At 52.5% G+C, this 13,187-nt stretch carries 12 protein-coding genes; 9 read left to right on the top strand and 3 right to left on the bottom strand.

Annotation, left to right across the window (positions count from 1 at the left end; all coding sequences use genetic code 11):
• Positions 1–123 precede the first annotated feature (123 nt).
• The gene (gene plsB / locus D6029_RS11850; RefSeq protein ID WP_120064955.1) at positions 124–2,562 is read right to left on the bottom strand and encodes a glycerol-3-phosphate 1-O-acyltransferase PlsB; all 2,439 of its coding nucleotides are present in this window, start codon (positions 2,560–2,562) and stop codon (positions 124–126) included.
• Positions 2,563–2,688: 126 nt separating this feature from the next.
• Here plsB and D6029_RS11855 point away from each other — a divergent pair, with 126 nt between their 5' ends.
• From D6029_RS11855 to D6029_RS11870, 4 genes are all read left to right on the top strand, one after another.
• Positions 2,689–3,057 (top strand): diacylglycerol kinase, encoded by a 369-nt coding sequence (locus tag D6029_RS11855; protein ID WP_034492402.1) that lies wholly within the window; start codon positions 2,689–2,691, stop codon positions 3,055–3,057.
• Between the two features lie 108 nt (positions 3,058–3,165).
• Positions 3,166–3,774: a transcriptional repressor LexA gene (lexA, locus tag D6029_RS11860; RefSeq protein ID WP_120064956.1), complete on the top strand. Its 609-nt coding sequence runs from the start codon at positions 3,166–3,168 to the stop codon at positions 3,772–3,774.
• Positions 3,775–3,844: 70 nt separating this feature from the next.
• Positions 3,845–5,176 carry an MATE family efflux transporter DinF gene (gene dinF, locus D6029_RS11865; protein ID WP_120064957.1) on the top strand — a complete coding sequence of 444 codons (1,332 nt, stop codon included), beginning with the start codon at positions 3,845–3,847 and terminating at the stop codon, positions 5,174–5,176.
• A 157-nt stretch (positions 5,177–5,333) separates the two neighbouring features.
• On the top strand, positions 5,334–5,543 hold the full coding sequence (locus tag D6029_RS11870; protein ID WP_034492637.1) for a CsbD family protein: 210 nt from the start codon (positions 5,334–5,336) through the stop codon (positions 5,541–5,543).
• A gap of 66 nt (positions 5,544–5,609) precedes the next feature.
• Here the strand turns inward: D6029_RS11870 and zur are convergent, their stop codons facing one another.
• Positions 5,610–6,125 carry a zinc uptake transcriptional repressor Zur gene (gene zur, locus D6029_RS11875; RefSeq protein WP_120064958.1) on the bottom strand — a complete coding sequence of 172 codons (516 nt, stop codon included), beginning with the start codon at positions 6,123–6,125 and terminating at the stop codon, positions 5,610–5,612.
• Positions 6,126–6,234: 109 nt separating this feature from the next.
• Here zur and D6029_RS11880 point away from each other — a divergent pair, with 109 nt between their 5' ends.
• The 3 genes from D6029_RS11880 (at position 6,235) to dusA (ending at position 9,237) form a co-directional block, all read left to right on the top strand.
• Positions 6,235–6,738: a cupin domain-containing protein gene (locus tag D6029_RS11880; RefSeq protein WP_120064959.1), complete on the top strand. Its 504-nt coding sequence runs from the start codon at positions 6,235–6,237 to the stop codon at positions 6,736–6,738.
• 169 nt (positions 6,739–6,907) lie between these two features.
• Positions 6,908–8,146, top strand: coding sequence for a conjugal transfer protein TraF (locus D6029_RS11885; protein ID WP_208642679.1), 1,239 nt, complete (start codon positions 6,908–6,910; stop codon positions 8,144–8,146).
• 92 nt (positions 8,147–8,238) lie between these two features.
• On the top strand, positions 8,239–9,237 hold the full coding sequence (gene dusA / locus D6029_RS11890; protein WP_120064960.1) for a tRNA dihydrouridine(20/20a) synthase DusA: 999 nt from the start codon (positions 8,239–8,241) through the stop codon (positions 9,235–9,237).
• 215 nt (positions 9,238–9,452) lie between these two features.
• Here dusA and D6029_RS11895 read toward each other — a convergent pair whose 3' ends face one another.
• Positions 9,453–10,436, bottom strand: coding sequence for a quinone oxidoreductase (locus D6029_RS11895; RefSeq protein ID WP_120064961.1), 984 nt, complete (start codon positions 10,434–10,436; stop codon positions 9,453–9,455).
• Between the two features lie 78 nt (positions 10,437–10,514).
• Here D6029_RS11895 and dnaB point away from each other — a divergent pair, with 78 nt between their 5' ends.
• Both dnaB and alr read left to right on the top strand, forming a co-directional pair.
• A complete protein-coding gene (gene dnaB / locus D6029_RS11900; RefSeq protein WP_034492420.1) occupies positions 10,515–11,921 on the top strand; it encodes a replicative DNA helicase in 1,407 nt (468 codons plus the stop codon).
• Between the two features lie 163 nt (positions 11,922–12,084).
• The gene (alr, locus tag D6029_RS11905; protein ID WP_120064962.1) at positions 12,085–13,164 is read left to right on the top strand and encodes an alanine racemase; all 1,080 of its coding nucleotides are present in this window, start codon (positions 12,085–12,087) and stop codon (positions 13,162–13,164) included.
• Positions 13,165–13,187: the final 23 nt, after the last annotated feature.

Genomic DNA, 13,187 nt, shown 5'->3' on the forward strand with positions numbered 1-13,187 from the left:
TTCCCCTCATCCCGGCCTTCTCCCCAAGGGAGAAGGAGAAAACCGGGCATTCCCCTCTCCTCAAGGGCAAAGGAGAAAACCGGCAATTCCCCTCTCCCGTGGGAGAGGGTTAGGGTGAGGGCGTTACTCAGTCGCAGCCTGCGACGTCGCACTTTCAATCGTCAAACGCACATCCGGCATGATTAGCTCTGCCAGCATTTGGTAGACCTTCATGGTTTCGGTTGGCTCCGCATCTCCGGTATCGCTGATATAACCTTCATCACGCAGGGTAAGAACCAGCGAGGTGAACACGGCTTTATCAAAGAATTCCGGTGCGTTAATGCCATGCAATACCGACAAACGCTGGGCAACGGTGCGGCTTTCGCGCTCCAGTGTCCCACGGTTGATGGACGGATTCGCGCTCAACAGCCAGAAAGTAATCGCGTAACGTTGCAGCGTTTCACGCACACCCGCCGCCAGAAGCTGCATGGTGCGGGAACGCGCCGGGTTAATCAGCACTTCATCACCCGCAAGGGTAATCAGTTCCTGACGAACCAGCTCATTGAGCAACGCATCCATTTCACTGGCAAGGTCCGCTTTATCCCAACGCAGGAACAACTCGGCTTTCAGCATCGGGTAAAGTAACTCGACCTGGCGCAGAAGCTCAGTGCGCGAAATATGGCGATGCTGCGTGATAATCGCCGCCAGCAGAGAAGGCAACACCAGCATATGCAGGATGTTGTTACGGTAGTAAGTCATCAATACCGCCTGCTCGCGCGGCAGAATGATGATGTCACCGATAGTGTCCTTCTCGACTTCGAACTTGTTCATCTGCAACGCGTGTTCAATCAACGCTTCTGCTGGCTGGCCTGGCGCGGTGGCGTCCGGTGAATACGGCACGTTACGCAGCAGGCTCAGGTAGCAGTTGAGTTGTTCGGTCAATTGCTCACGAGTGAGTGAACGCTGACGCGACGCTAACAGCGCGGTACAACACAAGTTCATGGCGTTTGCCGCACCCGCATTGTTGATACGCACCATTAATTCAGCGGCAATTTCATTGACCGTTGGCGTCAGCCACGCCGGGCGAATCGCTTCGATTGGATCGATTGGATCGATTGAATCACGCCATTCAGGAACGCGCTGGTTGAGGAAGGTCATCAACGGCATTGGTTCGCCGAAGTTAACATAGCCCTGGCCGAGATTACGCAGCTTGCTTAAGCCGCGCACCATCTGCATAAAGCTCTCTTTCTCTTTGGTCGCCCCGCGCAGTTCTTTGGCGTAAGTGCCCACTTCCATAACGTGTTCGTAGCCGATGTAAATTGGCACCAACGTAATCGGGCGAGTACCGCCGCGCAGCATGGCCTGAATGGTCATCGACAGCGTGCCGGTTTTCGGGTCAAGCAAACGCCCGGTGCGCGAACGGCCACCTTCCACAAAGTATTCAACGGAATAGCCACGGCTGAACAACTCGCCAAGATATTCACGGAACACGGTGGAATAGAGTTTGCTGCCTTTAAAGGTGCGGCGAATAAAGAACGCGCCCAGGCGGCGGAAAATCGGGCCGGCTGGCCAGAAGTTCAGGTTGATACCCGCCGCGATGTGCGGTGGTACTAGCCCCTGGTGATAAAGCACATAAGACAGAAGCATGTAGTCCATGTGGCTGCGGTGGCAGGGAACATAGACAATCTCGTGGCCGTCGTGAGCCAGTTGACGCACGCGTTCAGCATTGTGAACGTTAATGCCCTGGTACAAACGGTTCCACGTCAGACCCAACACGCGGTCGGTCAAACGAACGGCTTCATAGGAGAAGTTCGCCGCAATCTCTTCCATTAATGCGACAGCATTTTGCTGCGCTTTTTCATGGGAGATTTTCTTGCTGCGCGCTTCATCTTCTACCGCTCGCGCGATAGCTTTTGAAGCCAGAAGTTTGTTAAACAGATCCTGGCGCACCGGCAGACGCGGCCCGACAGTCGCCAGGCGCTGACGTGCAAAGTGCATACGGGCAACACGCGCCAGTTTCTGAGCGATTTTTTTATCTGTGCCGTGGTCGGTTGCCATCTGGCGCAGCGAAACCGGTGCAGAGAAACGCACAAAGCTGTCGCGCCCAAGCCAGGATACCGCGAAGAATTTCTGAATGCCGTTAAGCATTTTCAATGGCGGATTAATTTCGCCTTTTTCGCGACCCGGTGAGCGGCCAAACATGACCGAAACCGGCACCATCTGCACATCCAGGTTTGGATTGCTGCGGTGCAAATCGAGATAGTCATGGAACAGCTTGATCGACTCTTCTTTTGGCGTGTAATACGTGAATACACGCGGGCCGCCATGGATAAAGACATAGCGCGGCAGTACCGCTCCGTCGATTTCTAACGGCTCAAGAGGATCGGGCAAGTTATGCGCGAGGCATTGAGCGCGCAGCGTTAATAAGTCCGCCTTTGAGTTATAGGGCAGCACGTACATTATTGGACGTGTGGGATCTAAGCCCAGTTCGGCTTGTGGATCTGCCGGAATGGACTTGCTCTTTACCAGAACGCCTAATGGTAAATTAAGTAATTTGTAGTAGATTCTTGGCCAGCCTGACATAAACGATGTAAAGCCTCAGGTTAATGATGCAAATTCGCCGCAAGAATATCAGAATCTCACCCAGATTTCTGTGGCGTTACTATTTTGACAAGCATTGACGCAAATAATTTGAAAAGGTTGCCCAAAATGGCGAGTAGTACCACTGGACTTACCCGTATTATCAAAGCTGCAGGCTATTCATGGAAAGGGCTCAAAGCGGCCTGGATCAACGAAGCTGCTTTTCGTCAGGAAGGCGTTTCGGCGGTTATCGCCATTGCCATTGCCTGTTGGTTAGACGTCGACCCGATTACCCGCATTTTACTGATTGGTTCAGTGGTACTGGTGATGATTGTCGAAATTCTCAATAGCGCTATTGAGGCACTTGTTGACCGCGTTGGCACTGACTACCACGAACTTTCCGGGCGCGCCAAAGACATGGGCTCGGCTGCTGTATTAATCGCCATTATCCTCGCAGTGATTACCTGGGTCACGCTGCTTTGGCAGCATTTGCGATAGTCTTTCCAGAATAGTTAAGTGCCTGGTTTTTTGCTTAATTTGTGGTTCCAAATTCGCCTTTGACTGTATATACTCACAGCATAACTGTATAAACACCCAGGGGGCGGAATGAAAGCGTTAACTACCAGGCAGCAAGAGGTGTTTGATCTTATTCGGGATCATATCAGCCAGACCGGCATGCCACCGACACGTGCCGAGATTGCTCAACGTCTGGGGTTCCGTTCTCCGAACGCGGCGGAAGAGCATTTAAAAGCCCTCGCCCGTAAAGGCGTGATTGAGATTGTTTCTGGCGCTTCGCGTGGCATCCGCCTGCTGGTGGAAGAAATCACCGGTATCCCGCTGGTTGGGCGCGTCGCTGCTGGCGAACCGCTCCTGGCGCAGCAGCATATCGAAGGCCATTACCAGGTTGATCCTTCATTATTCAAACCGAATGCCGACTTCCTGCTGCGCGTCAGCGGAATGTCGATGAAAGACATCGGTATTATGGATGGTGATTTGCTGGCGGTGCATAAAACTCAGGATGTGCGAAACGGCCAGGTTGTGGTCGCGCGTATCGACGACGAAGTCACCGTTAAGCGCTTAAAACAGCAGGGGAATACCGTCCACCTGCTGCCAGAAAACCCAGAGTTTGAACCGATTGTGGTTGATCTGCGCGAGCACAACTTCTCTATCGAAGGTTTGGCTGTTGGCGTGATTCGCAACGGCGACTGGCTGTAAATCTCTTCAGGTGATGCGCGTTTACGCGCATCACCGCCTTCACTCTCTCTGATCTCGTCCTGGATTGGATATGCCACTCTTTTCTAAAGTCGACAAAGCCCTGTGGCTGCTCGCATTACCCATGATTTTCTCCAATATCACCGTGCCTTTATTGGGCCTGGTCGATACCGCCGTTATTGGTCATCTGGATAGCCCGGTCTATCTCGGTGGTGTCGCGATTGGTGCGACGGCAACCAGCTTCTTATTCATGTTGTTGCTGTTTCTGCGTATGAGCACCACGGGCTTAACCGCTCAGGCTTTCGGCGCGAATAACCCCTCCGCTTTAGCACGTGCACTGGTTCAGCCTTTATTGCTGGCATTGGGGGCGGGCTTCGTCATCGTTTTACTGCGTGAACCGCTTATCTCACTAGCGCTGCATATTGTTGGCGGCAATCAGGACGTGCTGTTTCAGGCGCGGCGTTTCCTTGAGATTCGCTGGTTAAGCGCCCCGGCATCTCTCGCAAATTTGGTGTTGCTCGGCTGGTTGCTCGGCGTTCAATACGCCCGCGCCCCGGTTATCTTGCTGGTAGTGGGCAACGTGCTGAATATCGTGCTTGATGTGTGGCTGGTGATGGGCTTGCAGATGAATGTTCAGGGTGCGGCACTGGCCACCGTGACCGCAGAATATGCGACTTTCTTCATTGGCTTGCTGATGGTGAAAAAGGTGATGGGGTTGCGCGGTATCAGCTTTGAAATGCTCAAACAGGCCTGGCGCGGTAACGTCCGTCGCTTGTTGGCGCTTAACCGCGACATCATGCTGCGTTCGCTGTTATTACAGATTTGCTTTGCGTCAGTAACCATCTTTGGTGCGCGTTTAGGCAGCGAAATTGTCGCGGTTAATGCGGTTCTGATGACGCTATTAACTTTTACTGCCTATGCGCTCGATGGTTTTGCCTACGCTGTAGAAGCGCATTCCGGGCAGGCTTACGGGGCCGGAAATCGCGGGCAATTGCTCGAGGTTTGGGGCGCTGCGTGTCGCCAGGCGGGTTTAGTCGCGCTGATATTTGCCGTGATTTATGCTTTCTTTGGTGAGCAAATCGTTTCTCTTCTGACTTCAATCCCCGAGCTACAGCAGCAGGCGGATATCTATTTGCACTGGCAAATCATTTTGCCCGTCGTCGGTGTGTGGTGCTATCTGCTTGATGGCATGTTTATCGGCGCAACACGCGGCACGGAAATGCGCAACAGCATGGCTGTCGCGGCCCTGGGTTTTGGCCTGTCGATGTTTACCGTACCGTATTTAGGCAACCACGGCCTGTGGTTTTCATTAGCCGTTTTCCTGGCGTTACGAGGTTTGTCCCTGGGCTGGATCTGGCGTCGACACTGGCAAAAAAACACCTGGTTTAACAATGTGCAAAATTAAGCCGTTAGGTTAAAGATTCTTAGTTTTCCCCAAACCGCCATATCGTTGACTACAATTATTTCCACGTCCAGCAGAAACAGGGTGTCAGCCAAACGGAAACACCCGGACGATGGTAATTTATTGTTAGTAATTTTCACCGAACGATGAGGATATTATTATGAATAAAGACGAAATCGGCGGTAACTGGAAACAGTTCAAAGGCACAGTAAAAGAGAAATGGGGCAAACTGACCGATGACGATATGACTGTCATCGAAGGCAAACGCGATCAGCTTGTCGGTAAAATCCAGGAACGCTATGGATATGAAAAGGATAAGGCAGAGGAAGAAGTCGTTGATTGGGAAACGCGTAATAAATACCGTTGGTAATTAGTTTCCCTCAAGTGTGTTAACTCTCAGCCCTGCCCAGGTACAAGGATGTACCGTTCCCCTTTTTTAGCGTGATTTCTTCTTAGACTGAATCGAATGGTCATGCCCGCATTCTTCCGGGTGACTGCATGCCTCCACTTCTGAACACGCGCTACATAATCCATGCGCTTCAATTACATTATGATGCAACGCAAACCCTAACTGGGCCGCCAGTTGATGCATGATGTCTTCCACACCTTCCGCGCCTTGTTCCTTCACCGCGCCACATCTGTCGCAAATAAACATCGCTGACGAGTGCGTTGGCTGATCAATCAAATGACACAAAACATAACTGTTAGTGGACTCTACACGGTGTACAAATCCTTGTTCGAGAAGAAAATCGAGCGCACGATACACCGTCGGGGGTTTCGCTTGCGGTTCACTGGCACGCAATAAATCCAGCAAATCATAAGCGCTGATTGCACCTGCTTGCTGTGTTAGTAAACGCAGCACTTCAAGGCGTTGTGGCGTCAGGCGCACATTACGCTGCTCGCATAGTTTTTCAGCCTGCGCTAACACGTTTTGTGAAGTCGTGATGTCCATCAGCATTCCCCTGTAGATTAGCCCTACACTTTACCACAATGCGCAAAAAACGCCGAATGGTGCGCCATTCTGGTCACATCCTTTTGAGATGACTACCCCGGAGTTTGTTATGACTAAACCTGATTGCATTCGCCACTGGAAAGATCTGGAAGGTGAAGATGATTCGACCTATCCCGATAGCACAGAACTCTTTTCTATCGGCGCGCCGCTGGCCCGTAAACTGTGTTTAACACGCCTGGGGATTCATCACGAACGCTTGCTGCCGGGTCGCCGTACCTCTTACCCCCACGCCGAAAGCAGTGAAGAAGAGTTCGCATATGTTCTCGAAGGGCATCCGCAAGTGTGGATTAACGGTCATCTTTACGCGCTGGAGCCCGGTGACAGTGTCGGTTTTCCGGCTGGAACCGGCGTCTGCCATACTTTTATTAATAACACCGAACATGAAGTTCGGCTGCTCATTGTCGGCGAGGCCAATAAAGCAGAAAACAGAATTTACTACCCCCTAAACCCCTCTTACGCAGCACAACGTAAAGACAGCTGGATTGACCATCCGCCGCAATTCTTTGGTGCGCATAACGGGCTGCCTTCCCGTAAAACGAACGGTAAGCTATAAATAAGCCTATAGGAAATAAAGAAATATTAACCCGAGCAGAATGATTCGGGGTGCCGTTGGGTGAATGAACCCGCTTTTTAGTCTTTTCTTCACAGCAGTATCCACTCCTGTTGGTTTTGTACTGACAGGGGCCGATTCTACAAACTGAAGTCAGACAGGCGGGCAGTAAATGATAAAAATCAGAACCCTGGCGGCGTTAAACGCTGCCTTTTTATTTATGGCAAACAACGCAAATGCGGCAGGAACATGGGCGGAAACACGCAATGATGCAATGGGCGGCACCGGTGTAGCATCGTCCCGTTGGAGCAGCGCAGCCCTGATTAACCCGGCGTTACTTACCAAGAACCAGGAAGGCGATAACGTAGGACTGCTTATTCCCTCCGCCGGAATGCAAATAACCGACCCTCATAACCTGCAAGATAACATCGATGACATCAGCAACTCGGCTGAGGATTATCTGAATTACACCTTTATTCCCATTCAGCAGATTATTCGGAATCCCGGGATATATCGCCAGATGCAAAGCGATGCGGCCGATCTCTCTTCGCAGCTTAAAGATGTGAGAGGCGATGAAGCGCGAGCGAAGGCGGGTGGGGCAATCGCGGTGAGTATCCCGAATGAAACTCTGCCTTTTGCTTTTGTCGCAAAAGTGTATGGGACAGCCAAAGTGTCGTCAGACATCACGCAGCATGACCTCGATTTCCTCGACGGCATCGCCAATGGCACCGTTATCCCGAATCGCGATGACCTGAATAATCTGACTTCAAAAGGATTTGGCCGTGTGGGGATTGTCTCTGATTACGGCGTAGCGGTGGCGCATAAATTTGATATCGGCGGCGTGCCTGTTTCCGTTGGCGTGACGCCAAAGTTGCAGCAAACCTGGCTGTATAACTACAGCACCTCCGTTTATCAGTACAAAAAGAATGATATCAGTAACAACCGTTACCGTAATTCAGACACCGGTTTTAACATTGATGCGGGGCTTGCCGCAGATTTTGGCGATTCCTGGACCGTGGGTTTGACCGGGCAAAACCTGATATCGCGCGATATCGACACCAAAGTGGTGGATGGTTTTAAAGATACTTACCAGATTCGCCCATTGGTCACGACGGGCGTGGCCTGGCACAGTGATTTAGTGGTGCTGACCACCGATGTTGATCTCACCGAAACGAAGAATTTCAAGAGCGAAGCGAATTCGCAATTTGCTGGCGTCGGCGCTGAAATCACGCCGCTACCCTGGCTTGCGGTGCGCGCGGGTTATCGTGCGGATATGCGATCCCATGAAAGCAACGTCTTTACAGGCGGTGTGGGTTTTGCGCCATTCGACCTCGTGCACATCGATCTCATGGGCCTGTATGGCGAAGACCAGACGTGGGGAGCGGGCGCACAACTTAGCATGACCTTCTGATGACACAGCGTCGGGACGAGCGCGTGTCTCGACGCTGGTTTATGCTATAGTGGCGACCCTTTTTTAACCGTAGCCCGTAAACGCCAGTGCCTATGTCCTCACAAACCAACCAGACTCCTTTCCAGCCACATCGTTTCTCTATCGCGCCGATGCTCGACTGGACCGATCGCCACTGCCGTTATTTCTTGCGTCAGTTATCAAGCCAGACGCTGCTGTACACCGAAATGGTGACCACTGGCGCGATTATTCATGGCAAAGGGGATTATCTGGCGTACAGCGAGGACGAACATCCTATCGCGCTGCAACTGGGCGGTAGTGACCCGGCTGCGCTGGCTATTTGCGCGAAACTGGCTGAAGAACGTGGCTACGATGAAATCAACCTGAACGTCGGATGCCCATCAGATCGTGTGCAAAACGGCATGTTTGGCGCATGTTTAATGGCAGATGCGCAGCGCGTTGCTGATTGCATCAAAGCGATGCGCGATGTGGTATCTATTCCGGTCACTGTCAAAACGCGTATCGGCATTGACGAGCAGGACAGCTACGAATTTCTCTGCGATTTTATCGGCACAGTCGCCGGGAAGGGCGAATGTGAAATGTTCATTATTCACGCCCGCAAAGCCTGGCTTTCTGGCTTAAGCCCGAAAGAAAACCGTGAAATCCCGCCGCTGGATTACCCGCGCGTTTACCAGTTGAAGCGCGATTTCCCGCACTTCACGATGTCCATCAACGGCGGTATCAAATCGCTGGAAGAGGCGAAAACGCATCTGGAACATATGGATGGCGTAATGGTGGGGCGCGAAGCGTATCAAAACCCAGGCCTGCTGACGGCGGTCGACCGCGAGATTTTTGGCATTGATTCACCGGAAATCGACACTGTTGCAGCGGTGCGCGCCATGTATCCGTACATTGAGCGTGAATTAGCAAACGGCACTTATTTAGGCCATGTCACTCGCCATATGTTGGGACTTTTCCAGGGTATTCCGGGCGCTCGTCAGTGGCGTCGTTATCTCAGCGAAAACGCCCATAAAGCCGGTGCAGGGATTGATGTGGTTGAACATGCATTGTCATTGGTTGCCGACAAGCGCTAAGTTTTGCCAGCAATAACCGTGTGAATTGCTCAGGTATTGCGGAGTTGATCACAACCTCGCATCTTTCTGGCTAACATTGCGGGTTGCGGGATATCAATTATTTACCAAAGCTGACATTATTAACGGGTTGCGAAAAAACGAATTCATCGCGCTGTACCCTACATACCGTGCGAACAAAAAAAAGAATGGGCTTCCCTCGGGAGGCCCAAATTCTTTTATGGAATCAGCAAACTAGAGCCTTGCGTACTGCGGCTCTCCAGCGTGGTATGAGCCAGAGCGGCATCGCGTAAGGCAAACTTCTGGTTATCCGCCACATCCACTTTTATCACGCCGCTGGCAATCAACGAGAACAACTCGTTGCACGCTTCTTCCAGTTCCTCACGCGTGGTCACGTAACCATTTAGTGACGGACGAGTAACATATAGCGAGCCTTTCTGGTTCAGAATCCCCAGATTCACACCTGTCACCGGGCCAGAAGAGTTACCAAAACTCACCATCAAACCCTGGCGTTGCAGGCAATCAAGCGACGATTCCCAGGTATCTTTCCCAACCGAGTCATAAACCACTGCGACTTTCTTGCCGCCGGTTATCTCTTTCACCCGCTCGACAAGATTCTCGTCGCGATAGTTAATCGTCTGCCAGGCTCCGGCCTTTTTGGCGCTTTCTGCTTTTTGCGCCGAGCCAACCGTGCCGATTAATTTAGCTCCCAGCGCTTTTGCCCACTGGCAGGCAATCAGCCCCACGCCACCGGCTGCGGCATGGAATAAGAAAACTTCGTTGGCTTTGATATCGTAGGTTTTACGCAGCAGATAATAGACCGTCAGACCTTTCAGGAATGAGGCGGCGGCTTGTTCAAAAGAGATGGCATCAGGAAGTTTTGCGGCTTTATCGGCGGGCACATTATGCACGCTGCTGTAAGCGCCAAGCCCTGACTGCGCATACACCACGCGGTCACCGACTTTAAGATGGGTTACTGCACTGCCGACTTGACTCACCACGCCCGCCGCTTCAGTTCCCAGGCCGCTTGGCAGCATTGGAGGCGGGTATAAACCGCTGCGAATATAAGTATCAATGTAGTTGATACCTATCGCTTTATTCTCAACTTGCACTTCGTGTTCTGCGGGGGAGGTCGGTGTGAATTCGACGACTTTTAACACTTCCGGGCCGCCGTGCTGACTAAATTCAATGCGTGTTGCCATGAGAACTCCTTCTGTTTCCTCGGAGGGAGATAGAGTAAACTCTCGTCTCTCTTATCTGATTTTGGTAACTCCCTCACTATGGCAGGAAATAAACCCTTCAACAAACCGAAAGAACCCCGCGATCGTCAGATGGAAGGGCTGAAAATGCCGCCACATTCTCTGGAAGCGGAGCAGTCGGTGTTGGGCGGTTTAATGCTGGACAACGAACGCTGGGACAACGTTTCCGAGCGCGTCGTGGCTAACGATTTTTTCAGCCGTCCACACCGCATGATCTTCACCGAAATGCAGCGTTTGCTCGAAATGAGCAAGCCCATCGACCTGATTACGCTTTCTGAATCCCTCGAACTTCAGGGCAACCTCGAAAGCGTCGGCGGTTTCGCCTATCTGGCCGAATTATCGAAAAACACGCCAAGTGCGGCGAACATCAGTGCTTATGCTGACATCGTGCGTGAACGTGCTGTTGTTCGTGAAATGATCTCCGTAGCGAATGAAATTGCCGATGCCGGTTATGACCCGCAAGGGCGAACCAGCGAAGACTTGCTCGACCTTGCCGAATCCCGCGTGTTCCAGATTGCTGAGAGCCGCGCGAATAAAGACGAAGGGCCGAAAAGTATCGACCAAATCCTTGAAGCGACCGTCTCGCGTATCGAAACGCTTTACCAGACGCCGCACGACGGCGTAACGGGCGTGGATACCGGCTATCAGGATTTGAACAAGAAAACAGCGGGCCTGCAAAAGTCGGATCTGATTATCGTGGCGGCGCGTCCATCAATGGGTAAAACCACCTTTGCGATGAACTTGTGCGAAAACGCCGCGATGTTGCAGGAAAAACCGGTGCTGATCTTCAGCCTCGAGATGCCCGGCGAGCAGATCATGATGCGTATGCTGGCGTCGCTGTCACGCGTCGACCAGACCAAAATCCGTACCGGTCAGCTTGACGATGAAGACTGGGCGCGAATTTCCAGCACCATGGGCATCTTGCTTGAAAAACGCAACATGTACATTGATGACTCATCCGGCCTGACGCCAACGGAAGTGCGCTCCCGCGCGCGCCGTATCTATCGTGAACACGGCGGCCTGAGCCTGATCATGATCGACTACCTGCAATTGATGCGCGTCCCGTCGCTTTCCGACAACCGTACGCTGGAAATTGCCGAGATTTCGCGCTCGCTAAAAGCGCTGGCAAAAGAACTACAAGTGCCCGTTGTGGCGCTCTCGCAGTTGAACCGTTCTTTGGAACAACGTGCCGACAAACGCCCGGTGAACTCCGACTTGCGTGAATCCGGCTCCATCGAGCAGGATGCCGACTTGATTATGTTTATCTATCGCGACGAAGTTTATAACGACAACAGTGACGAAAAAGGCATCGCGCAAATCATCCTCGGTAAACAACGTAACGGTCCAATCGGCACCGTGCGCCTGACGTTTAACGGTCAATTCTCGCGCTTCGATAACTACGCTGGCCCTCAATACGACGAAGATTAAATCCTCTTCATCCTTCGTGCCACAACTGTGTTGGCTGCGCTCACTCCCCCGAATCACTTACTTGTGTAAGCTCATCGGGATGAGTTCACTTGCCGCCTTGTTGTGACGCGAATGCTTTAGAGGATTTGTGCATTCATATACAAATTTTTAGCAAGGAACGAACATGCAAGCGGCAACCGTAAAAATTAACCGCCGCGCTCTGCGACATAACCTGCAACGCCTGCGTGAACTGGCACCCGCCAGCCGTATGGTCGCGGTTGTGAAAGCAAACGCCTATGGGCATGGTCTGCTGGAGACTGCCCAAACTCTGACTGATGCCGATGCGTTCGGCGTGGCGCGCCTTGAAGAAGGTGTGCGCCTGCGGGCGGGCGGGATTACGCAGCCCATTTTGCTGCTTGAAGGTTTCTTCAACGCCAGCGACCTGCCGACTATCGCCGAGCAGAATTTCCAGACCGCCGTTCACAGCATCGAACAGCTCGAAGCGCTCGAGCAGGCCGAACTGAGCCGCCCGATCACCGTCTGGATGAAACTCGACACCGGCATGCACCGTCTGGGCATTTTGCCTGAACAGGCCGAAGCGTTTTATCAGCGCCTTTCGCGCTGCAAAAATGTCAGTCAGCCAGTGAATATCGTCAGTCATTTTGCACGTGCAGATGAGCCTGAATCTGATGCCACGCCGCGCCAGCTCGATATCTTTAATACTTTTATCGCTGACAAACCGGGCCACAAATCCATCGCCGCGTCCGGCGGGATTTTGCTGTGGCCGCAGTCGCATTTCGACTGGGTGCGCCCTGGCATCATCCTGTACGGCGTGTCTCCGCTGGAACAAAAATCCTGTGGCACTGATTTTGGCTGCCAGCCGGTGATGTCGCTGACGTCCAGCCTGATTGCGGTCCGTGAACATAAAGCGGGTGAAGCGGTAGGCTACGGTGGCACCTGGATTGCCGAGCGCGACACGCGCCTGGGCGTAGTGGCGATTGGTTACGGCGACGGTTATCCACGTGCAGCACCTTCTGGTACGCCAGTGCTGGTGAATGGCCGCGAAGTGCCGATTGTCGGACGTGTTGCGATGGACATGATTTGTGTCGACCTTGGCCCGGAAGCAGAAGAAAAAGTCGGCGATAACGTGGTGATGTGGGGCGACAATCTTCCTGTCGAACGTATTGCAGAAATCACAAAAGTGAGTGCTTACGAACTTATCACGCGCCTGACCTCAAGGGTCGCGATGGAGTATCTGGACTAATTCTCTGGCCTTCCCCCTCTCCC

The organism is Buttiauxella izardii, assembly GCF_003601925.1.
GTDB classification, from domain to species: domain Bacteria; phylum Pseudomonadota; class Gammaproteobacteria; order Enterobacterales; family Enterobacteriaceae; genus Buttiauxella; species Buttiauxella izardii.

Coding starts and splice junctions, on each gene's coding strand:
- zur (WP_120064958.1), bottom strand. CDS start 6,125: ATGGACATCACGACTTCACAAAACGTGTTAGCGCAGGCTGAAAAACTA.
- D6029_RS11870 (WP_034492637.1), top strand. CDS start 5,334: ATGAATAAAGACGAAATCGGCGGTAACTGGAAACAGTTCAAAGGCACA.
- alr (WP_120064962.1), top strand. CDS start 12,085: ATGCAAGCGGCAACCGTAAAAATTAACCGCCGCGCTCTGCGACATAAC.
- D6029_RS11855 (WP_034492402.1), top strand. CDS start 2,689: ATGGCGAGTAGTACCACTGGACTTACCCGTATTATCAAAGCTGCAGGC.
- dinF (WP_120064957.1), top strand. CDS start 3,845: ATGCCACTCTTTTCTAAAGTCGACAAAGCCCTGTGGCTGCTCGCATTA.
- dusA (WP_120064960.1), top strand. CDS start 8,239: ATGTCCTCACAAACCAACCAGACTCCTTTCCAGCCACATCGTTTCTCT.
- D6029_RS11885 (WP_208642679.1), top strand. CDS start 6,908: ATGATAAAAATCAGAACCCTGGCGGCGTTAAACGCTGCCTTTTTATTT.
- D6029_RS11880 (WP_120064959.1), top strand. CDS start 6,235: ATGACTAAACCTGATTGCATTCGCCACTGGAAAGATCTGGAAGGTGAA.
- dnaB (WP_034492420.1), top strand. CDS start 10,515: ATGGCAGGAAATAAACCCTTCAACAAACCGAAAGAACCCCGCGATCGT.
- lexA (WP_120064956.1), top strand. CDS start 3,166: ATGAAAGCGTTAACTACCAGGCAGCAAGAGGTGTTTGATCTTATTCGG.
- D6029_RS11895 (WP_120064961.1), bottom strand. CDS start 10,436: ATGGCAACACGCATTGAATTTAGTCAGCACGGCGGCCCGGAAGTGTTA.
- plsB (WP_120064955.1), bottom strand. CDS start 2,562: ATGTCAGGCTGGCCAAGAATCTACTACAAATTACTTAATTTACCATTA.